Here is a 21,765-nt window from a genome sequence, read left to right as displayed (position 1 = left end):
AGACCAATGCCGCTCTCGCTTTCATTGAACACCAACCCGCTCGTCAATCGCTTCGCCGATCCGGACGACCTCATCGATACGGTTGCCCGCGACCTGCGCATCCGTGATCTGCAGCTTACCCATGAGTTCATCAATCCCAGCTGGCAGGCGCCCGTCATCCGCCGCCTCACGCGGCAGATGGACCGTGCTCTCAGGCGAACGGGGGTGCGTGTCACGTCCGGCATGACCGGCCCGTATGGCCGGCTCAACCATTTCGGCCATCCCGATGCCGAGGTGCGCCGCTACTATGTGGACTGGTTCAAGACCTTCGCGGACATCATCGGCGATCTCGGCGGCAAGTCGGTCGGAACCCAGTTTGCCATCTTCACCTATCGCGATTTCGACGATCGGGTCCGGCGCGAGGAGCTGACATCGATCGCCATCGATTGCTGGGCAGAGGTTGCGGAGCACGCCAAGGCTGCCGGGCTCGACTATGTCTTCTGGGAGCCGATGAGCATCGGCCGCGAATTCGGGGAAACCATCGACGCCTGCCTGGCGCTGCAGGACCGGCTGAGCGCAGCAAACATGGCCGTGCCTATGTGGATGATGGCCGATATCGACCACGGCGACGTCACCTCTTCCAATCCCGCGGATTACGACCCCTATGCCTGGGCACGCGCGGTCCCGAAGGTATCGCCGATCATCCACATCAAGCAGAGCCTGATGGACAAGGGCGGGCACAGGCCATTCACCGCCGAGTTCAACGCAAAGGGGCGGATACAGCCCGAGCCGCTGCTTGCGGCCTTTGCCGAGGGCGGTGCGGTGGACAACGAGATCTGCCTTGAGCTGTCCTTCAAGGAGCGGGAGCCCAATGACCGGCAGGTAATCCCCCAGATCGCCGAAAGCATCGCGTTCTGGGCCCCGCATATCGACACCGGGGCCGGTGATCTCGCGGGGTAAAGCCGGCTCTCCGGGAAAACACTGGATTTTGGTGCACTTTCCGGCGAAAAGCGGATGCGGGCCGCCGCCCGCCGCCGCATGACGGCGTGCGTTTCTTTGAGATGCCATGCGATGGAGCACGCCGCTCCGTGCGCGACGGCCGATATCGGAAGAGGACCATGACCCTGCAATCGCTTGTCTTCCAGACCGCCGGTGAAATCCTGTTTGGACGAGGCAAGGCCTCGGAAGCCGCCCGCCGCATTCTGCCGTTTGGCCGCAAGGTCTTCCTCGTTCACGGTCGAACGCCGGCGAGAGCCGACTGGATGGCCGCGGAGCTGGAGGCGCTGGGGGCCGAGATCTCGGGATTTGCCGTTCCCGGAGAACCGGACCTTCCCTTGATCGAGATGGGAATTGCAGCCGCGCGGGCTTCCGGTTCCGATGTGGTGGTGGCGATCGGCGGCGGTTCCGTCATCGATGCCGGAAAGGCCATAGCGGCACTGGTCCGCGCGTCCGGGCCCATCATCGATTATCTCGAGGTCGTGGGAACGGGGCGCGTTCTCGAAGACGACCCGCTCCCCTTCATCGCCCTGCCGACGACGGCAGGCACCGGTGCCGAAGTGACGAAGAATGCCGTGATCGGGGTGCCCGAACACCGGCGGAAGGTAAGTCTGCGCGACCCGCGGATGCTTGCAAGACTTGCCATCGTGGATCCCGCGCTGACCGACAACTCTCCCAGACGCGTCACGCTGGAATCCGGCCTCGATGCCGTCACGCAGGTGATCGAGCCCTACATCAGCAGCCGCGCGAACCGCCTCACCGACGCCCTTTGCCGCGACGCCATCCAGTCCGGCCTTTCGGCGCTGCGAATTCTGATGCTTCGGGAGGAGGAGGCTGCGCGTGACCAGATCGCCTGGACCAGCCTTTGCGGCGGGCTTGCGCTTGCGAATTCCGGCCTCGGCGTGGTCCACGGTCTGGCGGGCCCGCTCGGCGGCCTCAGCGAGGCCCCGCACGGCGCAATCTGCGGTGCCCTGCTGCCCTATGCCCTTGCCGCCAATCGGGATGCGGTGACCGAACCGGAGAAGGCTCGGCGGATCGAGGAAGTGCTCGGCTTCATCGGGCAGGCCTTCGAAACGACGTCCGGGAAGGCGCTCTCGGCTCTGGCGAACTGGTCGCGTGCTTCTGGTCTCATGACGCTCGGCGGCATGGGAATCACGGCACAGGACCGGCAGGCAGCCGCCGAAGCCGCACTGGCGTCATCCTCCATGAAGGCCAATCCGGTGCCGCTCGATCAGGCGACACTGCTTGCCATCCTCGAGGCCGCAAGCTGATCGCGGCAACCCGTTCCGCTGTTGAGGAGTCCCCATGAAAGACCGGCTGCCCGTTGTGGATACCGACGAATCGCTCGCCGTCAGGGCGGCATGGCTGCATTATGTGGGCGGGCTGACCCAGGCGGCCGTGGCAAAGCAGCTCGGCGTGCCTTCGGTGAAGGCCCACCGGCTGATCGCTCGTGCAGTCGCCGATGGCGTCGTGAAGGTCTCGATCGACGGCGACATCACCGGCTGTGTGGAACTGGAGACCCGACTTGCCCGTGTCTTCGGCCTCGAATACTGCGAAGTGGCTCCCGATCTGGGCGAGGAGGGGCTGCCCCTGAGAGCGCTCGGACAGGCTGGGGCGGGCTTCCTGAAACGCGCGATCGAACTGGGCGAGCACCGGGTGATCGGGCTTGGTCACGGACGCACCCTGGCGGCTGCCGTCCATCTCATGCCGCGCCTCGCCGCGCGGGACGTGCGCTTCGTTTCCCTGCTTGGCGGGCTGACGCGGAACTATTCGGTCAATCCCCATGACGTCATGCACCGCATTGCCGAAAAGACGGGCGCGCTTGCCTATGTCATGCCGGTTCCCTTTTTTGCCAATTCCACCGAAGACAGGGAGGTCCTGCTGGCGCAGCGCGGCGTGGGCGAGGTCTTCGATCTTGCCAATAATGCAGACCTGAAGATCGTCGGCATCGGAACGGTGGAGGCGGACGCGCAGCTGGTGGCCTCGGGCATGATCGAGCCGAAGGAGATCCGCGCGATTTCGCGTGATGGCGCGGCGGGCGAATTGCTCGGACACTTCTTCGATATCAACGGACGCATGCTCGAAACGCCGCTGACGGCGCGGACGCTGTCCGTTTCGTTCCGCGGCCGCGACGACGACCGGATCGTCGCGGTGGCAGGAGGGCCGGCCAAAACCGGTGCCATTCGCGCCGTCCTCGAAAGCCGTACCCTTTACGGCCTGATCACCGACGAGCGGACGGCGCAGGCGCTTCTCGAAGGCCTGTAAAGGGGGAGGAAGCGACCGCCCCCCTCAAGCGATCAGAGGATCGTCTGACCGGTCGCGGCCCAGTCTCTGGCAAACTGCTCCAGACCCTTGTCCGTGAGCACATGAGAGGCGAGACCCTTGATGACCGCAGGCGGTATCGTTGCCACATCGGCCCCGGCGAGCGCCGCTTCCCGCACGTGATTGGCGGTGCGAACCGAAGCGGCCAGGATCTGCGTTTCGAAGCCGTAATTGTCGTAGATTACGCGAATGTCCCGGATCAGCTCCATCCCGTCGATGTTCAGATCGTCCAGGCGGCCGACAAAGGGCGAAATATAGGTTGCGCCCGCTTTGGCTGCGAGCAGCGCCTGATTGGCCGAGAAGCAGAGCGTGACATTGGTGCGGATGCCGCTGGAGGCAAAGTGACGGCAGGCCTTGAGGCCGGCAAGCGTCAGCGGCAGCTTGATCACGACGTTCGATGCGATCCTTGCAAGATGCTCGCCCTCCGCCACCATGCCTTCGAAATCCAGAGCCGCCACCTCGGCCGAAACCGGACCGTCGACCAGCGCCGATATCTCGGCAATCACTTCCTTGAAGTCACGACCGGATTTCGCGATCAGCGACGGGTTGGTGGTGACCCCGTCCAGAAGACCGTAGTCATTGAGCTCCCTGATATCGGCGACGACCGCCGTGTCGGCAAAAAACTTCATAACAACTCCTTGAAGGGCTGATGCGATGGGTGGCCTGACCTCCCTACCACTCCCTATGCGCATGTGACAAGATATCATCACAATATCACATAAATTGTCTTGATAATGTTACATGGTGTGTTATTTTCCCGGTCATGAAATATCTCGGTGAGAGACGTCCATGAAACGGGAAGATCGCAGACAGGCCATCATGGACCTTCTGGTCGAACAGCGGATGGTGGAGCTCGATGCCCTCTCGGAGCGGTTTGGCGTCTCCCGGATGACCATTCACCGGGATCTCGACGATCTCGAAGAGGCCGGCATGCTGCGCAAGGTGCGCGGCGGTGCCACGATCGAATCGAGCACCCAGTTTGAAAGCGATTTCCGCTTTCGCGAGCGGCAGGAGGGCGAAGCCAAGCGCCGCATGGCCGAAGCCGCGCTGGAACTGATCGAGCCTGGAATGACGGTGGCGGTCAACGACGGTTCGATGGCGGCTGTCCTGGGGTCAATCCTGCCCCGCAAGCGCCCGTTGACGGTCATCACCAACAATGCGGCCATCATCGAGACACTGCGCATGGAGCCGGGCATCACGACGATTGCCCTTGGCGGCGTCTATTCGGCCAAGTTCAACGCCTATTTCGGCGTGGTGACGGAGGAATCGATGGCGCGCCTGAGGGCAGACATCGCCTTCATTTCGGCGCCGGCTGTGTCCGGCGGCATGGCGTTCCACATGGACGACGGCGTCATCAGGGCAAAACGTGCCATGATCGCCTCTGCATCGAGGGCCTGCCTGCTGGTCAATCACCAGCGTTTCGGCAAGAGCGCCCTGCATGTGCTGGCCAGGATCAGCGATTTCGAACGGGTCATCACGGACGATCTGCCGCCGCGGGAGGCGCTCGAGGCTTTTGAAAAGAATGGCGCCATGCTGGACGTGGCGAAAGACAAGGAACCGGTAGCATGACGGAAAAGCCGCAATTCTGGATCGGCACGAGCTGGAAGATGAACAAGACGCTGGCGGAAGCCCGCCAGTTTGCCGAAGGCCTCAAGGCAGCGGATGGCGGGCGGGATCCCCGCACCCAGCGCTTCGTCATTCCGCCCTTCACTGCGGTGCGCGAGGTAAAGGCCCTGCTGCGGGACACGTCCGTGAAAGTGGGCGCCCAGAACATGCACTGGGCGGATGAGGGCGCTTGGACGGGCGAGATATCCCCTGTCATGCTGAAGGACTGCCATCTGGATCTGGTGGAACTCGGACACTCGGAGCGGCGCGAACATTTCGGCGAGACCGACGAGACCGTGGGTCTGAAGACGGAAGCCGCCGTGCGTCACGGGCTTGTTCCCCTCATCTGCATCGGCGAGACACTGGCCGAACGGGAGAGCGGCAGGGCGCGAGAGGTGCTTGCGGCGCAGGTGCGCGGGGCACTTGCAAGGCTTTCCGGCGACCAGAGGAACGCGGATATCCTGCTGGCCTACGAACCCGTCTGGGCCATCGGCGTCAACGGAATTCCGGCCACGTCCGATTACGCGGATGCCCGCCAGGCCGAGATCATCGAGGTGGCCGGGGATCTTCTCGGGCGCCGCATACCCTGCCTCTACGGTGGTTCGGTCAATCCGGGCAACTGTGAGGAACTCATCGCCTGCCCCCATGTGGACGGGCTGTTCATCGGGCGTTCGGCCTGGAACGTCGAAGGCTATCTCGACATCCTGTCGAAATGCGCCGCCACCCTGAAAGGAGCATGACATGAAACTCGCCATTGCCGGAGACAGCGCGGGGGAAGGCCTCGCCAAGGTCCTCGCGGACTACCTGAAGGACCGGCACGAGGTGTCGGAGATTTCCCGCACGGATGCGGGCCCGGATGCCTTCTACGCCAATCTCGCCGATCGGGTGGCTTCGGGCGTCATCGACGGCACCTACGACCGCGCCATTCTCGTCTGCGGTACCGGCATCGGCGTCTGCATCGCGGCGAACAAGGTGCCGGGCATTCGCGCTGCGCTCACGCATGACACCTATTCGGCAGAAAGAGCCGCGCTGTCGAACAACGCGCAGATCATCACCATGGGCGCGCGCGTCATCGGCACGGAATTGGCAAAGGCGATTGCAGACGCCTTCCTCGCCCAGACCTTCGACGAGAACGGACGGTCTGCAGGCAACGTCCGGGCGATCAACGACGTCGACGCCAAGTATAACGCTCGCTGACGGTCGATCCGAGGGTCCGGCGGCGGCTCATGCCCGCCGCTGGGTCTGCTGCGCGCCGTTGTTCCAGGAGTTGCCCTGCGCCAGGAAAGCCGCGAAGGAGCGGATATCCACCGGCCGGGCGATGAAATAGCCCTGGATGTAATCCACGGGAACAGAGAGCTTGAGGAGCTGATCGAACCGCTCCGGCGTTTCAACGCCCTCCACCACCGTGGAGCGCCCGATGGCCTTTGCCATCTTCAGCGCGAATTCCAGCATTTCCCCCATCAGGCTGTTTTCCGGGGCGAGGGCGAAGCTCTTGTCCAGCTTCACGGCATCGACGGAAAGGCGCGCCAGATTCTCGAGATTGGAATACCCCGTTCCGAAATCGTCGATATAGGTTCGGATGCCCTTTTCCCTGAGCCGCTGTATCAGGTGCTCGGCATCCTCGAAGGACATTCTTTCGGTTTCCACGAGCTCCACCGCGAGGGTAAAGCGGCGGGGCTCCTGAAGGAAGCGGTCGAAGAGGCCCGGGAGCGCAGGGTCTGGAACGTTCTGCGGCGAGATGTTGATGTTGACCTGCAGTTTCTGGCCGGGCGGGAGGCAGGTCGACAACTCGACCCAGGCCTTGTCGACGACCATCCGGGTAAATTCCAGCATGCGCTTTTCGCGCTCCAGGATGGGCAGGAACCGGTCGGGATAGACGATCGAGCCATCGAGATCCTTCCAGCGCGCCAGGACTTCGCAACCCGTGATACCGCGCGTGCGGGTATCCAGGATCGGCTGGTAGCAAAGCTGGATGCGATCGGGAACCAGATTGCGCATCAGGCGCGCTTCCAGCCGGAAGGTTCGCTGGAGGAAGGCAGTGAAACGGCTGGCGACGAAGCTGCCGAAAAGGGCGCTGAAGGCCAGTGCCAGCAACCCCCAAGCAAGGCCGTTCCGTGCCAGTTCGGCAAGCGAGATGCTGCCGGTGGCGCACAGCACGCCGTCGGCAGTGCAAAGCAGACGCGTGGTGGCGAGGTGGCCGCCATCGGGATTGGTTCTCTGATGGTCGAAAAACAGATCGACCTGTCCGAACAGCCGGTAGGGAACATGCCGGGCCGCATTCCAGGCCAGTCCTTCCAGCGCCAGCCACGAGGGAGCGGCACCCGGCATGTCGGGAGAAGGGAGGATGGCCGCGAAACGTCCCTCCTGGACGATGGAGGCATATTGACCCTGATGGCCGAGGGCCGACAGGTTCACCCCGAACCGGTAGATGCGTCCGCCTCCGGGCAGCGCATCAATCGAGGGGGTTCCGAGCTCGAATGGTGTGGCAAGCAGCCCCAGGGTGCTCGTGCATTCCACCTTTCCGTCATTGACGAGCATGAATTCGTTGATGCCGTCGGGGAGAAACGAGGCATCGCGAAGCCGCTCGACGAGTTCCTCCGAACAGCGATCGTTGCGGGGAGCGGCATTCAGCGCCTCGAATCCCTTGCTGGCCGCAGCGACCGGGGCTTGGAGGTTCTCGAGGGCACGGTTCAGGAACCGGTCCACGATGTTGTCGACGGTGTTGGCGTAAAAGCCTGCGAAAAGTCCAAGGGCAACAAAAAAGCCGATCGTTGCAGCCGCTGCCGAAAAGGCGCGCTGACGCTCCGGATCGATAAAGTAACCCAACGGATTTCGCATGTCTCAAGCCCCGGACGCCGTCCTTGCCCACAGGGGAATTTCGCCCAGACTAATGCAAAGCTCTTAACTTTCAACTCATCCACGAAAACACTTCGGGGGGATTTCGTCATGGCTGGAATGGTGCCGCTCTCGCCTGCTGCGCCTGGCGCAACCATTGCAGGACCCGGAGTTCATCCTCGTCCAGCCAGCGGCGCAGCCTCTCGCTTCGCGACAGACGAAGGGTCCAGAGGTCCTTCAGGCTGCCCTCTTCAAATCCTTCGAGCACGGTCGGGTGGATGTAGGAGGAGCGGCAGACCGCGCGGGTATTGACGAGCCGTGCCGCAACCTTGTCGATCACGCTGTTCGTCATGCGCTTGCGTTCGCGCTCGCTGACGTTCTCGTCAAGCCTCGACAGTTCGACCGCGGCGAGCCGGGTTGCTCCCCAGGTGCGGAACTGACGTGATGAGAAGTCTGCTCCCGTGGCTTCCCGGATGTAGGCGTTCACGTCCTGCGAGCGCACCGGGTGAAGAGCGCCCTCGGCATCCATATACTGAAAGAGCTGTTGTCCGGGCAGTTCCTGTAGGGTTCTGAGCGTCCGCGTGATCCGCCGGTCGCGATGGGAAAGGCGCCACTCCTTGCCTGACTTTCCGCGAAACCTGAAACGGACTTCGGAGCCGTCGATGGCTACATGACGGTTTCGGAGCGTCGTCGCCCCGAAGGATCCGTTATCGCGGACATAAGCCGGATTTCCGACGCGGATGAGGAGGTTGTCGATGATCCATACGACGGAGGCCAGTGCCTTGTCGCGATCCGGCTTTCGCCGGCGAAGATCGGCGTCCACCCGCTCGCGGATGAGAGGAAGTGCTTCGGCAAAGTCCGTGAGCAGTGAAAACTTTGCCTCGCCGCGCCCTTCGGTCCACAGGGCGTGATAGCGATATTGTTTCCGGCCGCGCTCGTCCCAGCCGACCGCCTGCAGATGGGCGCGCGGGTCGGAGGCGATGCGGACGTTTCTATAGGCTGGCGGCACCGCGATCCGGTTGATGCGTTCGATCTCGGCGCGGTCCGCGATACGATGCCCCTCCGCGTCGTAATAGAGAAAGCCGCGCTTTCCCAGCTTGCGGGTTATGGGCGCTTCGATATCCGGCGCATAGACGAGATCAGGCAGACTGGAGGGCACTGCCTGAAGCAGGCTGCCCTCGGCTAAGGTATCCATGGTGCATTCTCCGCCACTTGATGCAGACGGTAAACACCGTTGCACGCCGGCGGTTGCATGGCTGTCGCTCTGCCTCAGGCAGAGTAATGCCGCTCGCCAAGGACGCCCGTTGCGCCTTCTATCAATTCCTCGCCGCTGAAGGGTTTGGTCAGGATGGGCCGTCCGGCGAAGTCCTTGGGAAGGTTCTGCTCTCCATAGCCGCTGACGAACAGGAAAGGGATCGACTTTCCATCCAGCGCCTGGGCCACGTCGTCCACGGGATATCCCCGAAGATTGCCGTCGAGGAGAGCCACATCGATCTCGGAACGGGCGATGAAGTCGAGTGCCTCACCCACGGTCGCAGCGGTGCCCACCACCTCGAAATCCGCCGCCTCCAGCAGGCTGGCGATATCCATTGCCACCAGCGGTTCGTCCTCGATGATGAGGACCCGGCGGCGCCCGGCTGCCGAGGGCATGTCGCTTCTGGGCGCCGGAACGCCCATCCCATTTTCCATCTCCACAGGTTCCGGATTGCCCGTCGGCTCCTCCGGCATTTTCCCCTGAAAGCGCATGCGGATGGTCCAGCTGAGCCCGTCGTCTCTGACGACAAGCTCGGCCGCGCCTCCCTCGGACCGCGCGCTCTGCTCGATCAGGGTGGTGCCGAAGCCCCTTCTGACCATTCCTCCCGGCGCGGGACCGCCTGCTTCGGTCCAGACAATTACCAGTGTTTCGCCTTCCAGCCTCCATTCCACCGAAATCCGCCCGCTTGGCATGGAATGGGCGCCGTACTTGCTGGCATTGGTCGCCAGCTCGTGAACCATCATGGCAATGTGCAAGGCCTGCTGAGGCACGAGCTCGAGCAAGGGACCGTTCGACTGGAACCGGTTGACATCGAGAGCGCCAAGATCGAGCTGATCCCGGATGATGTCGTTCAGGCAGGCTCCGCTCCAGGTGGTGGCACTCAGGAGCGAATGCGCCTTGGCCAGGGACTGGATGCGCCCGTTGAAGGTCCGGGCGAACTGGGCGGGGTCGCGCGTGTGCCGAAGCGCGTGGGCCGCGACCGCCTGCACGGTGGCGAGCGTGTTCTTGACGCGATGGTTGAGCTCGCCCATCAGCAGACGCTGGGTCTCTTCCGCCTTCCGCCGCTCCGTGATGTCCAGTATCTGGACGCTGAGCGACGTCAGGTTGCCCTTGCAGTCGTAAAGAGCGGAGAGGTACCATTCCCCCTCCACCATCCGGCCGCTGCGATGGCGGGCGCCGAATTCGGCCACGTCGCGTCCGGTCGGATGGCCTTCGATCAGGCTGGACGCAACGGCGGAGAAATCGGTCTTTGTCTTTTCCGGCAGCCATGAGACGTGGCGATAGGAGCGTCCCTTCATCTCCGCCGCGTCCCAGCCGAACAGGCGACTGGCGCCGTCCGACCAGCCGGTTATGCGCAGGAGGGGGTCGAAGCTCACATAGGCGAGCGGCGAGTTGTCCGTGTGGGCCTGCAGCTGGCTGAGTGCCTGCCTCAGCTTGTCGGCATTCTCCTTGAGTTCGTTTCGCTGCCGCGCAAGTTCGAAGAACACGCCGGTCTTGCTGTGCAGGATCTGCGGATCGATCGGCTTCTGCAGGTAGTCGACGGCACCCGTTTCATAGCCGCGGAAGCGCCGGTTCTCGTCGGCCGGCAGCGCGGTCACGAAGATGATGGGAATGCGCCGCGTGCGCTCCAGCCCTCGCATCAGCTCGGCCAGTTCGAAACCGTTCATTTCCGGCATCTGCACGTCGAGGAGGGCAAGCGCGATGTCGTGCACCAGGAGCAGTTCCAGCGCCTCTGCTCCGGAGCGGGCCCTGATGAGTTCCAGACCATCCCGGCGGAGCAGGGCCTCGAGTGCCACGAGGTTTTCCTCCAGGTCGTCGACCAGCAGGAATTTTACCGTTTGCTCAGCCATGGAAGGCCCTTTCTTCGGTCGGGACGAACAGTCGCTTGCGATAGACCTTCTCATCGCGTGCAAAGGTATCGAAGCGGTCCTGATGGGGGGAGAAGGCGAGCGTTTCCTGCATGCCGAGACCGAGGAAACCGCCGCGCACCAGTGACTGCTCGAACAGGGCAATGGCGCGGTCCTGCAGTTGCTTGTCGAAGTAGATAAGGACATTGCGGCAGCTGACCAGATGGACTTCCGCAAAGACCTGATCGGAAACCAGGCTGTGCTCCGAAAACACCGTCTGTGCACGAAGGCTCTTGTCGAAGACCACCGCACCATAAGCCGCCGTGTAATAGTCGGAGAGCGAGGTCCGGGCGCCCGAGGCGTGATGGTTGCGGGTAAACTGCGGGATGCGGTCCAGCGCGTAGACGCCAGCCTCCGCCTTCCGCAGGGCGGCGGGGTTGATGTCCGTCGCATAGAATATGGTGCGGGATTCCAGCCCTTCCTCCCGGAAAAGGATCGCAAGGGAATAGAGCTCTTCCCCGTCGCTGCAACCGGCAACCCAGACCTTCAGAGAAGGGTAGGTCTTCAGATGCGGAATGACCTGTTCGCGCAGAACTCTGTAATAGTCGGGATCGCGGAAAAGCTCGCTGACCTGCACGGTCAGGAAGTTGAGAAGCTCGCGGAATACCGACGGCTGATGCAGCACCTTGTGTTGAAGCATGGAGAGGCTTTCGCAGCCGAAATGCTGTCTTGCCTGTTCCATGCGCCGTGCGAGCGAGGCCTGCGAGTAGCCGCGGAAATCGTAGTGGCTCTTCTGGTAGATCGCTTCCAGCAGGAGCTGCAGTTCGATCTCCTCGACCGGCCTCGGGGTGATCCTGGGCGTGCTCATCGGGACATCCACACGCGAACGAGGGACAGCAGCTTCTCCACATCGAGTGGCTTCGGCAGGTAGTCGTCAGCTCCGGCGGCGAGGCACTGCTCCTGGTCCTGCGGCATGGCCTTTGCCGTGAGCATGATGATGGGGAGATGGTCCATGCCCAGCCGGTTGCGGATTTCCCGGGTCGCGGTGAGGCCGTCCATTTCCGGCATCATCACATCCATCAGCACAAGGTCGAAGCCCTGCGGCCCCGCCTGTTCCAGGGTCTGGACGCCTTCGAGCCCGTTGCGTGCAATGGTGACTTCGGCACCATGGGTTTCGAAGATGCTCGACAGCGCATAGACATTGCGCACATCGTCCTCGACGATGAGGATCTTCCGGTTCAGCAGCGCTTCATCGCGGTTCAGCGACTTTGCCAGCATCTCCTGCTGGCGATTCGGCAGTTTCGAAACCACCTGATGAAGGAAGAGGGTTACCTCGTCCAGCAGACGCTCCGGCGACCGCGCGCCCTTGATGATGATCGACTTGGCATATTTGCGAAGCCTGAGTTCGTCGTCCGGCGAAAGTTCGCGGCCGGTATAGACGATGACCGGGGGAAAGGCGATCGAGGTATCGCCTGCGAGCTGATCCAGAACGTCCAGGCCCGAGGCATCAGGCAGGGTGAGGTCGAGCACCATGCAGTCGAACTCTTCGCTGCGGAGCTTCTCCAGGCATTCGGAGGCACTCTTGGCACCGACGGTGCTCACATTCCGGGAGCCGAGCAGCAGCTGCACGCTTTCCAGCTGGGTTGCATCGTCCTCCACCACCAGCACCCGGCGAACGGGCTCCAGCATGTTGCTTTCCAGACCTTCCAGCACCTCCACCAGCTCTTCCCGCTTCACCGGCTTGAGGGAATAGCCGGCGGCCCCGAGCGCCCTTGCCTTCCGCACGTAATCCCCGGCGGAGACGACATGAACCGGAATATGCCGGGTTCTGAGGTCGTGCTTCAGGCGATCGAGCACGAAGAGGCCGGTATGATCGGGCAGGCCGATGTCGAGGATGATCGCCTGCGGCAGATATTGCCGCGCCATGATGACGCCCTCATCCGCGGTGCCTGCGACGACACACTGGAAGCCCGCCTCGTGCGCGAGATCGTAGAGGATTTCGGCAAATTTCGGATCGTCTTCCACAGCCAGCATCAGCCGGCTGCCGGCGGTCAGCGTGGAGCGGTCATCCTTGATGATCGAGGGACGGCTTTCCGGTGCGCTTGCGGCGGGGGCGGACAGCGTGGCGGAGGCATGCCGCGACGACACCGAGGGCGAGCGCCGCTCCGGCGCCGCGCCGGTCAGGGGTCGCACCTCGTCTTCCGAAAGCGAGACCGGAATGGTGAGGGTGAAGCTGCTGCCCTTGCCCTCCTTGCTCGACACCGCGATATGCCCGCCGAGCAGTGTGCTCAGTTCACGGGAAATGGACAGCCCCAGGTCCGTGCCCCCGTACTTGCGGCTGATCGTGCCGTCCGCCTGCCGGAAGGGTTCGAAAATCGCCTGCTGCTGCTCCGCCGGAATGCCGATCCCGGTATCGCGGACGGTGAAGGCGATTTCCGCTTCTCCGCGAGGCGCGAGATCGAGCGTGACCTCGCCATGCGCGGTGAACTTGATCGCATTCGACAGGAAATTCTTGATCACCTGTTCCAGCCTCTGCGGATCGCTGGCAATCTCCTCCGGCAGATCGGGCGCGGCGGTGATGCGGAAGGAGAGGCCTTTCTGCTCGGCCAGAGGCCGGAAGGTTCCCTCAAGCTTGGCGGCGATATCAGTCACGCGAACCGGCTGGATCTGGAGCTCGACCTGGCCCGCCTCGATCTTCGAAATGTCGAGAATGTCATTGATCAGCACGAGCAGGTCGTTGCCCGAGGAGGTGATCGTGCGTGCGAACTTTACCTGCTCCTCCGTCAGGTTCCCGGCCTTGTTGTCGGCCAGCAGCTGCGAGAGGATGAGCAGCGAGTTCAGCGGTGTGCGCAGTTCGTGCGACATGTTGGAAAGGAACTCGGACTTGTAGCGGCTTCCCTGTTCGAGATCCCGCGCCTGCTGCTGGAGCAGCAGCTGGCTGCGCGCCAGATCGTCCCGCTGGGCTTCCAGTTCCTGTGCCTGCGCCTCCAGCTGCGCGTTGCTCTGTTCCAGTTCGCTTTGCTGCAATTCCAGCCGGGCCTGGGATTCCTGCAGCGCACGGCTCTGGGTCTCAAGCTCGTCATTGGCGGCGCGAAGCTCCTCGCCCTGCGCGCGCAGCTCTGCTGCCTGCTGCTGGGTTTCCTCCAGAAGACGGCGCAGGGTGAGCCGGTATTGTGCCGATCGAAGCGCGACGCCGATCGTGGGCCCGACACGCGAAAGCAGCGCTTCCTTTCGTGGCTTCGGCTGATTGAGGAAACCGAATTCCATGACCCCGTTGATCACGTCATCCGCATTGGCGGCTGACAGCGCGATATGGCGCGGGACGGCCCGTCCCAGCGACGAGCCGACATAGAGATAATTGTCGGGCACGTCCTTCAGCATCATGACCTTGCCGTCACGGGCGACCTCGCCGAGGAGACCGTCGCCCGGTGCGACCTGCGACGGCACGGGCGCATCCGCGGGCACGCCGAAGGTGGCCGTTCTCTGGAAGGTGCCATCGCGGTTGACGAAGATCGCCCCGCTGGCCGCACCCATGTATTCGCACAGGAAAGAGACGATGTTCTGGCTGAGTGCCTCGACGGTCTGTTCCCCCGACATGCGTTTGGCGAGGCCGACCTCTGCGCGCTGAAGCCATTCCTGCCGCCGTACATCCAGCTTGCCTCGAATGGAAACCATCCCGGCCCCGCCGAGGATCCAGGCGGTGACGATGCAAAGCGAGCGGTTGACCTGCGCGAGCTCGAGCGACACGCCGGGGGGTGCCAGGAAATAGCCGATGACGATCAGCACGGTGGACACCGCGGCGAGGATCAGCGGCACGGCAGGCTGCGAGACAAAGAACGAAAGGGCGATCGCCAGTGTAGCGTGACACGGATTTCCGGAATTTTGACACGCAAATCCGGAATTTTCGATTTTCCGATGGTCCCTGTCAAAGCCGTCGCAAAGCCCCTTCAAAGACCCTTCGAGCGAGTTCTCGCCCGCCTCTAACCCGCCGCGCTCGCGTCGCCTTTGGCAGAGAGTTCGATCGACATTAGCCATCCCCCGCTTTCATCGAACGTGAAAGTATGGGTAATCGTTTGGGCGACGAGATCGAAACCAGACCAGCCGCCGAACTGCACCAGTTCGACTGGCGCCCCTGCTATGGCCCCTGCGCGCCCCTCCAGCGAGACACTGCCCGTTATCGCAGCGCTCTCCATCTCTTTGCGCTCCGCCTGACTACGCTGCTTTGCTTCGGAGGCAGAGGGGGCGGAATGCAGCCCGAAGAAGGCGGCGCTTCTTCCACTGCCCTTTGCCACTGCGAGTGCGGGCAGGCCCTTTTCCTCGTCAAACCAGGTTGCGCGCACTTCTGCAAATTCAGGGCGCCCTTCAGTGGTGAGATCGCAGCCTGTCGCCTCGTCGGCTGAGATGACGATCGGCGGAAGTGTCGATCCAAGAGCAGTCTGGCCGCTATTCTTGAGGGGAACAAGCCACTGTCCATTCGCAAGCTTCAGGGTCGCTCCCAGCTCGTCGGCGAGTTGCTGGGCAAAGCCGACTGCGGACTGCTGCATCCTAAGGCGATAGGGGATTGGAATGGCATCGATCACAGGATGTACGGTCGCTTTTTTCCCGACGCCTTCGGCAAGCTGGCGGAATATCTCGCCTGCTGTCGTCTCTTCGAAATGCTCGACATCGGCGGCCTTATCGGCATCCACGAAGTCAGCAGAACGGCTGACAACGCTCATTGTCCACCCGCCTTCAGCTTCAAACGAAAGGCTTGCGCTTTGGAAGGTGAAGAGGCCTGCATCGCGCAGAGCTTCGCCCTGCCAGTTAAAGAGAAGACGGTATTGCTGGCCCTTTTGCGGTGGTGCCTGAAGGGGTGTTGTGACCGAGAACTGGAACTCCAGCTCATCGGCGTCTCCACCGGAATTGTCTGTGAAGGTCACCGACATCAGAGACGATCCCCATGCCGGCAGAAGGTCACTTCCCGTCTCACCAACGATCCGCACGACTGGACGCTTCATCACCTACTCCCAGGGCAAAACAGTTGGTGAGCCTGGGGCAGGTGGCGACCAATCTCTCGGCACCCTTATAACGGTGCCGGCGGGCACCAGGCCCGAGACAGCAGCGGTCGCCAATCCCTCGTTCGCGTCGAGCAACGCCTCCACTGTACCTTGGCGCTCTGTCTGCATTAGCTTCTTCGCGATCCGGTCCAAGCGCTCCCCGCCAAAGGCGACAACATAGCTCATCCGAACAGGCCTCCCAGAGTGACGATCTCAAGCCGCCCGCCGAGGCCGGCGGTTGCTGGCAGCAGCATGAGCCCCACGCTCACATCGACTTTACGGCCGACGCCATCGAAGGGGTGCAGCCGCTCTTCATCCGTATCGAGGGTTTCAATCACGCACAGACCTCCGGCCTCCCCGAGGTAGTTCCCCCGGAGACGGATAAATGGAACCACGGACTGAGAGCGGTGATGCGCCTTCAATATCGCGTAGGCATCCATGCCACCCACCACATGCGGATAGGTCTGGGCATCGATCACGATTCGCTCGGGATCTGCCCCTGTTGCCTGGACGCGAAAACCTGCCTGGACAGAGTGGACCGGGAAGCGCGTTGTGGAGGAATAGCCAATTCGCTGAGGATTGAGACCCACGGTGTACAGGATCGCACCACCAATGGACAGCAGAGCGCCGTGCGGCCGAAATACGCTCATGCGAGCCTCCTGCCTGTGTCATAAAGCGTTCTTGCCTGAGCCCGGCGGATTTCGCGGGCCGACTGGACTGCCGCGTGCTTTGAGTTGGGAGACGTGATCGTCTGGTTAAAGGTGTTCTTCTGCGACGGTGCTGTAGGTGCGGGAGTTGCCGCTGGCGCAGAGGGTGCACCAGGATCGACATAGGTCGGAGCGATGACGGGCGAAACGGTGAAGCCGAGCAGAGCCTTGATCCGCTCAGCAATGCCTTGCGCCTCCTGTTCGGCTTTGGCCCCCTGTTCTGCCAGTCCTTGCGTGTAGCTCTGCATAGAGTTCTCGGCAGAAGGTCGCAGGTCTATACCAAAGTGCTTCTTCGCATCGAAGTCCGGGTCAGCCGCCTGGCCGTAGAGGAAGCGGTCGATGAGGGACGGGCCTTTCGGCTTTGTCGCTCCGTGCTGCAACCATATGCGAATGCCTTCCTGGATCAGAGGCGCATTTGGCACAAGCGACAGCGGATCCTTTTGCTGATTCTCCCTGCTGTCTTCCATGGCCTGTGACATGACGCGTGCAATGCTCGTCAGATATGGAAGCAGCGGGGCGGCCAGATCCTTTATATTCTGCCCGACATTTGCTGAGAGGCGCTCGCTTTGAGAGGACAGGTTGTCGGTTGCGTTGCCGAAGTCCTTGTCAATCGTGCCCTTCGCATCCTCCATTCTCTTCATTAGTGCCTCGATGGCGTCGAGGTCTTTGAATACGGCCGCCAGGCCCTTGAAGCTTTCTTCGTTGCGGAAGAGACCACGCATCTTCTCCTGATCTCCGCCGACGGCTTTCCGATAGGCCTTGATCAGAGCAAGAGTTGGGTCCTCGCCGTCCTTCTTCGCTTTCTCCTCGATGGCGAAGGCATCAATGCCATAATCTTTTTTTGCACGATCCGTGACCTCCGGAGCAACCATGTCACGTAACATAGCCTCGAAGGACGTCTTGGCCTGATCCGGCGAGCCGGCGCCGTTATTGATCGATTGAATCATGGCAGTCGCGAGGCTGACTCCGCGGGGGCCGTTTGATCCATGCACCGCGAGCGCTGCGAGCATTGACGGGAAATTCCGCGCCATGTCGGGGATCTCGAACATGCCCTCCTTGCCCCCCACGGCCATCATGTCGAATACCGCCATGAGGTCCTGAGGCTCTATCTTCATGTTGTTTCGAAGGGCGGTCGCAGTCTTCGCCGCATCGACGGGATCGGAGCCGGTTGCCTTGGCAAAGCGGAGAACGCTTTCCATCATCGCAGAGGCTATACCATGCTCAAGGCCACCCGCTTGAAGCGATCCGAAGACCTGCATCGCGCCTTGCTTTCCAACACCGTATTTCGCACCGACCTTTCCCAGCTCGAAATCGTAGCGCTTCTTTTCCTCGTCGCTGAAACCGCCCGTGTTCTGGATCTGATCGAGCGTAAACTCGTCTGCAGCAGATCGGCGGATTGCCTCACCACCGGCAACCGCTACTGCGGCGGGAACAGCTCCCGCCAAATAGGCGCCGCCTGCTCCGAGTGCTACCGGTGCTCCGAACTGGTCCAGCGCACCTTCTGCCGCACTTGCCAAACCTCCTGTGTGCGGTCGCCAGGGTCCATCCGCCATCGTCACGCGCCCGCCTGGAGGCGTCATGGTAAGAGGCCCGCTTTTAAGTTGGCGGAGCTTCGCCTGCGCTGCGTCAGCTGCTGCGCCTATCTCAGTGATGGCCTGTTTCGCGTTGGCTGCGTCCGACTTCAACCCATTTAGACTGCCGTTGTCCAAGGTGGAAAGGGCGGATCGGGCCTCAGTCGCTTCGGTCTTGATGCGCCCGATCGCTGTTGCCGCACCTCTGGCCTCGCCTGCTACGCCCTGAAAGCCCGTACCAATTTCCCTGATCTTTTGTCTTGCGTCGTCGGCGGTGCGGCCGATTGCGCGGATGTCCTGGTTCAGGCGATCGCTGCCATTCGAACGGCCAATTCGGTCTGCTGCTTCCTTGATGTCCTTCAGGTCCCGCTCAGCTTCATTGGCCGGGCGGGACAGCTGATTGACCATCCGCAGTCTGAGAGAGACATCCAGATCACTCATCTTCGACCCCAAGTTTCCGAATAGATCGCTTGTGCCTCCGGGTACCACCGCAAGGCCTCGTCCCATGGCATTGCTCTGAGAGCGTCAAGCGATGTGGCGAAGCTGTGCGATACGCGCGCCATGACCGCGCGCCATGCCCCCAGATCTATGGCGACGCGCGTCAGCCCGTTTGGGCCGGACGCAACAATGGGGGCAAAAAATCAAAACAGGCTCCTGTTACGCGTTCACCATCGCTTGCTTCCAATCCACGCAACACCTCCGGTGTGAGACCTGTCATTGCCGCATAGATGTCGAAGAGATCGGGGGCGCCCTTCGCTCTGGCGTCAAGGATGTCCCCCACCTGGCCCACCGTCAGGCGATGAACGACAATCGCATGAATTTCCCCGAATTCTGGATGCTCGAAGGGAAAGGCGAGAGGGACCTCCGACGCCATCGATTTAATGAAGTTGAGCTTGGCGATGGGCCTTGCCCCGGCCGCAGTATCATTCTCCTTCGGCGTGACGTCGGCTAATGTTGACTTCGTCGGAGTGCTGTTGTCGAGCTCTTCCCACTTGTCGGCCGGCGGCATTGGTATTTCCTCGATCTTGACATCGAAGGGATCGTCTTTCGACTGCGGAGTGGCAATGACGGCAGTTTGAGGACGGTTCGAAGTCATCGTGTAGGCCTCTAAAACTAATGGCTGGCCGCCTCACCGCTGCAGCCAGCCTGGATCTCGCGCCTGTCGGTGAGCGCGCCGAGGTATTCGCTTAAGCGGCGATCAAGCGGTTGTGCTCTGCGGTGTAGTTCACGCCGTCGATGATCAGGGTGTTGTTCTGAAGGTCGAACTTGTGCACGGTCTTACCGTTGAAGATGTCGTGATAGAGCACGATCGATGACCAGCGCAGCCGGGTCGCGCCGCTCGACTTCATGCCCTTCACCCCTGCCTGGGCGTAACCGTTGAGCAGCCCCTTCAGGAACACGACGCGCCCGGTCAACTGGGGCTTTGCACCGGCCTGGACTTCTCCGTTCGCCGACTGCGGGAAAACGTTCAGGAGGTTCTCGTAGTAGGTAACCGTCGTCCAGTCCCCCGGCTCTCGGCCGAACCGCGACTTCAGATCTTCATGGACGCCGTTGACCGTCTGCTCGCAGGTGAGCGGCTGGATCTCGGCCGGCAGCTCCATAGCGAAGTAGCCACCTCCCATGACGAAGCTCATCATTTCGCGGGAGAGTTCGGGCAGCGTCGTCTCATCGACGCGCAGGCGCTGGTTGATCTCGTTGCAGTACCAGTTCGCGCCTCGAATGATGCGGTCCATGACGTTTCTCCTTTAGGCGGTTACGCGAATGTTCGGAAGACCGAGCTGCGAGAGAGCGGTGGCGATGGCCGCTTCGAGAACGTCGAATGCTTCCGGCATGGGTTCGTCATAGAGCTGGAGATCGACAAGGTCGGGTGTCTCGGCCCAGCGCATCTTTGTCCTCAAGCCTCCCGCCTCGAGAAGCGAAGGCGGGTTCATCGACTTCGACCAGACCAGCTCATAGTCAATGATTGCGCCGAGGGTGACCAGATCGGAAAGGAACTGGTCGGCTGCGCGATAGATCAGGGACACCATATGCGGCGTGATGTCCTCGCTCGCATACTGGCGCAGCGGGCGAAGCATTGCTTTTTCGACGGCCCGACGGGTGCGGATCTTCTTGATGGAACGCCAGGACTTGACGGTCGGGTCCGTGGCAGTGGTGAAGGGAGCCCAAAGCAGGTTGCCTTCGATGATCGAGCCGACGCCGGCCTGTGCAAGCTGGTTGGCTTCCGAGTTGATATCCCCGTCCGTGTACCCGACCGGCACAGACGGGCCCAGCACGCCCTGCAGCGAGCGGTTCCAGAACGCCTTGTAGGGTCCGCCAGTCTCCTTGTCGCGCCGGACCATGGCTGCGGCAACATGCGGGGAGAGCGGCCGGACCACATTGCCCGCACCGAGGTTCACCATGCCACCGGGATAAATGCCGATGACATTCAAGGCCGCGGCAAAGTCTTCGGCCCAGGTCATGGCGGCCGCGGACGAAGTTGCAGGAGTGTCCGCGATCACGATGCAGTCGATGATACGATCTGCAACCGTTCGGGCGGCCGCGACGATCGGGTTGGCCGCATTGCCGATGCGATGAGACATATAGCCGGGGGAGATGATGCAGCCCGGCTCCAGCTTGATTTCGCTCTTGGCGTCCAGCAGTGCCCATACCCCGGTCTTTGCGCCGGCGCTGCCGACGATGCCGTTGATTTCGGCCTCAAGCTTGAGCTGCGGGTCGGTGAGCACCGAATGCGCGGTGCGGACGAAGGCGACATCGGTGACGATGCCTTCCGAAAGCATCTGGTCGACGGCGTCCCGCACGATACCGGCCCCCAGGAGAGCAACCTGTGCACTGTCGTCGAGCGAGAGGGCGACGGGCTCATTGAGCGGAAAGGCGGTGTTGTCTGCCAGTGGAGCCGGGGCGACGAGACCAACAATGGTCGAGTCGCGGGTATCGATCTTGGCGACAGTGCTTGTGAGGTTGGAGAACCGGCGTACGCCGACGAAATCCGTGGTCCCTGACATCGGTCATCCCTGCTGCTGCTTGAAATAAGGGTCGTCAGCAAGGATAGGGATGATGGAAAAAAGAAAGGGCTGACAGCTGTCAGCCCCAAATGGTTCAAGCCAAGTTCAATCAGCCGTAAAGATGCGCGTTCCAGACGCGAAAATCAAGTCGCGCGCCAGAGCTTACAATGAAGCTGCATCCCGCCAGAGATCGTCGATATCCGATGGCTCCATCCCATAGAGGGCACCGAATGCCGCTGTAAGGGGATGAGAGCGCCGGAAGATGGTGGCGCCCTCGAGGAGCATGCGAGCGTCGAAGCGATCGTCCTCGGGAAGGGTATTCACGAAGTCGTTGATCGCCTCAGGCATATCGCCGGTCTTCACTGCCGCCAGTGCTTCGGCCTCGGTGATGAGGCCCGCCTTTGCCAGGGCATGAAAGAACTGCCGATCGCTGATCTCCTCGGGCACCGGAAGCGGTGGTGGAACGAAAGCCGGGATCGTATTCCCTGCCGCCTCCCATTCCGCAATCATCTGCCGGTGACGGTTCGCCGGATCGTCAGGGACCGTCATCTCCCTGCCTTCGATCTCTGCCCAGATGTTAGCGTCTTCAGTGTATCCAATCACACGCATG

The 21,765-nt window shown here is 62.1% G+C and carries 20 protein-coding genes; 6 read left to right on the top strand and 14 right to left on the bottom strand.

Annotated features, from left to right (window positions below; genetic code table 11):
* Positions 1-6 precede the first annotated feature (6 nt).
* The 3 genes from GGR23_RS17320 to GGR23_RS17310 all read left to right on the top strand — a co-directional run bounded on the left by GGR23_RS17320 (position 7) and on the right by GGR23_RS17310 (position 3,240).
* On the top strand, positions 7-939 hold the full coding sequence (locus tag GGR23_RS17320) for a sugar phosphate isomerase/epimerase family protein (protein ID WP_183367591.1): 933 nt from the start codon (positions 7-9) through the stop codon (positions 937-939).
* A gap of 158 nt (positions 940-1,097) precedes the next feature.
* A complete protein-coding gene (locus GGR23_RS17315; protein WP_183367590.1) occupies positions 1,098-2,246 on the top strand; it encodes an iron-containing alcohol dehydrogenase in 1,149 nt (382 codons plus the stop codon).
* A 34-nt stretch (positions 2,247-2,280) separates the two neighbouring features.
* Positions 2,281-3,240 carry a sugar-binding transcriptional regulator gene (locus GGR23_RS17310; RefSeq protein WP_183367589.1) on the top strand — a complete coding sequence of 320 codons (960 nt, stop codon included), beginning with the start codon at positions 2,281-2,283 and terminating at the stop codon, positions 3,238-3,240.
* Positions 3,241-3,272: 32 nt separating this feature from the next.
* Here the strand turns inward: GGR23_RS17310 and fsa are convergent, their stop codons facing one another.
* Positions 3,273-3,926, bottom strand: a complete 654-nt coding sequence (gene fsa, locus GGR23_RS17305; RefSeq protein WP_183367588.1) for a fructose-6-phosphate aldolase — start codon at positions 3,924-3,926, stop codon at positions 3,273-3,275.
* A gap of 160 nt (positions 3,927-4,086) precedes the next feature.
* Between fsa and GGR23_RS17300 the strand changes: the two genes are divergently transcribed.
* From GGR23_RS17300 to derI, 3 genes are read left to right on the top strand one after another with little or no spacing between them, the layout of a single operon-like run.
* A complete protein-coding gene (locus tag GGR23_RS17300) occupies positions 4,087-4,866 on the top strand; it encodes a DeoR/GlpR family DNA-binding transcription regulator (RefSeq protein ID WP_183367587.1) in 780 nt (259 codons plus the stop codon).
* The gene (locus tag GGR23_RS17295; protein WP_183367586.1) at positions 4,863-5,642 is read left to right on the top strand and encodes a triose-phosphate isomerase; all 780 of its coding nucleotides are present in this window, start codon (positions 4,863-4,865) and stop codon (positions 5,640-5,642) included. Before GGR23_RS17300 ends, GGR23_RS17295 begins: the two co-directional genes overlap by 4 nt.
* Position 5,643: 1 nt before the next feature.
* A complete protein-coding gene (derI, locus tag GGR23_RS17290) occupies positions 5,644-6,099 on the top strand; it encodes a D-erythrulose-4-phosphate isomerase (RefSeq protein WP_183367585.1) in 456 nt (151 codons plus the stop codon).
* 27 nt (positions 6,100-6,126) lie between these two features.
* On the opposite strand, the gene GGR23_RS17285 is transcribed toward derI, so the two are convergent.
* The 13 genes from GGR23_RS17285 to GGR23_RS17225 all read right to left on the bottom strand — a co-directional run bounded on the left by GGR23_RS17285 (position 6,127) and on the right by GGR23_RS17225 (position 21,764).
* Positions 6,127-7,740 carry an EAL domain-containing protein gene (locus GGR23_RS17285; RefSeq protein ID WP_183367584.1) on the bottom strand — a complete coding sequence of 538 codons (1,614 nt, stop codon included), beginning with the start codon at positions 7,738-7,740 and terminating at the stop codon, positions 6,127-6,129.
* A gap of 106 nt (positions 7,741-7,846) precedes the next feature.
* On the bottom strand, positions 7,847-8,932 hold the full coding sequence (locus GGR23_RS17280; RefSeq protein ID WP_183367583.1) for a DNA topoisomerase IB: 1,086 nt from the start codon (positions 8,930-8,932) through the stop codon (positions 7,847-7,849).
* Positions 8,933-9,006: 74 nt separating this feature from the next.
* On the bottom strand, positions 9,007-10,842 hold the full coding sequence (locus GGR23_RS17275; RefSeq protein WP_183367582.1) for a response regulator: 1,836 nt from the start codon (positions 10,840-10,842) through the stop codon (positions 9,007-9,009).
* Complete coding sequence (locus tag GGR23_RS17270) at positions 10,835-11,707, bottom strand: CheR family methyltransferase (protein WP_183367581.1); 873 nt, start codon at positions 11,705-11,707, stop codon at positions 10,835-10,837. Before GGR23_RS17270 ends, GGR23_RS17275 begins: the two co-directional genes overlap by 8 nt.
* The gene (locus GGR23_RS17265; protein WP_210297004.1) at positions 11,704-14,655 is read right to left on the bottom strand and encodes a response regulator; all 2,952 of its coding nucleotides are present in this window, start codon (positions 14,653-14,655) and stop codon (positions 11,704-11,706) included. The genes GGR23_RS17270 and GGR23_RS17265 overlap by 4 nt, the downstream gene beginning before the upstream one ends.
* Before the next feature lie 164 nt (positions 14,656-14,819).
* Positions 14,820-15,836, bottom strand: coding sequence for a phage late control D family protein (locus tag GGR23_RS17260; protein ID WP_183367579.1), 1,017 nt, complete (start codon positions 15,834-15,836; stop codon positions 14,820-14,822).
* Positions 15,837-15,839: 3 nt separating this feature from the next.
* Positions 15,840-16,061 (bottom strand): tail protein X, encoded by a 222-nt coding sequence (locus tag GGR23_RS23640; RefSeq protein ID WP_183367578.1) that lies wholly within the window; start codon positions 16,059-16,061, stop codon positions 15,840-15,842.
* Positions 16,058-16,525, bottom strand: coding sequence for a phage tail protein (locus GGR23_RS17250; protein WP_183367577.1), 468 nt, complete (start codon positions 16,523-16,525; stop codon positions 16,058-16,060). Before GGR23_RS17250 ends, GGR23_RS23640 begins: the two co-directional genes overlap by 4 nt.
* The gene (locus GGR23_RS17245; RefSeq protein ID WP_183367576.1) at positions 16,522-18,594 is read right to left on the bottom strand and encodes a phage tail tape measure protein; all 2,073 of its coding nucleotides are present in this window, start codon (positions 18,592-18,594) and stop codon (positions 16,522-16,524) included. Before GGR23_RS17245 ends, GGR23_RS17250 begins: the two co-directional genes overlap by 4 nt.
* Before the next feature lie 160 nt (positions 18,595-18,754).
* The gene (locus tag GGR23_RS17240; RefSeq protein WP_183367575.1) at positions 18,755-19,249 is read right to left on the bottom strand and encodes a phage tail assembly protein; all 495 of its coding nucleotides are present in this window, start codon (positions 19,247-19,249) and stop codon (positions 18,755-18,757) included.
* 91 nt (positions 19,250-19,340) lie between these two features.
* Positions 19,341-19,886 carry a phage major tail tube protein gene (locus GGR23_RS17235; protein ID WP_183367574.1) on the bottom strand — a complete coding sequence of 182 codons (546 nt, stop codon included), beginning with the start codon at positions 19,884-19,886 and terminating at the stop codon, positions 19,341-19,343.
* Between the two features lie 12 nt (positions 19,887-19,898).
* Entirely contained in the window at positions 19,899-21,155 is a 1,257-nt protein-coding gene (locus tag GGR23_RS17230) for a phage tail sheath protein (protein WP_183367573.1), read from the bottom strand.
* 162 nt (positions 21,156-21,317) lie between these two features.
* Positions 21,318-21,764 (bottom strand): hypothetical protein, encoded by a 447-nt coding sequence (locus GGR23_RS17225; protein ID WP_183367572.1) that lies wholly within the window; start codon positions 21,762-21,764, stop codon positions 21,318-21,320.
* Position 21,765 lies beyond the last annotated feature (1 nt).

The organism is Gellertiella hungarica, from assembly GCF_014197145.1.
Taxonomy (GTDB): Bacteria; Pseudomonadota; Alphaproteobacteria; order Rhizobiales; family Rhizobiaceae; genus Gellertiella; species Gellertiella hungarica.
The sequence above is the reverse complement of the archived record's forward strand: the minus strand, read 5'-3'. Positions and strand labels throughout refer to the sequence as shown.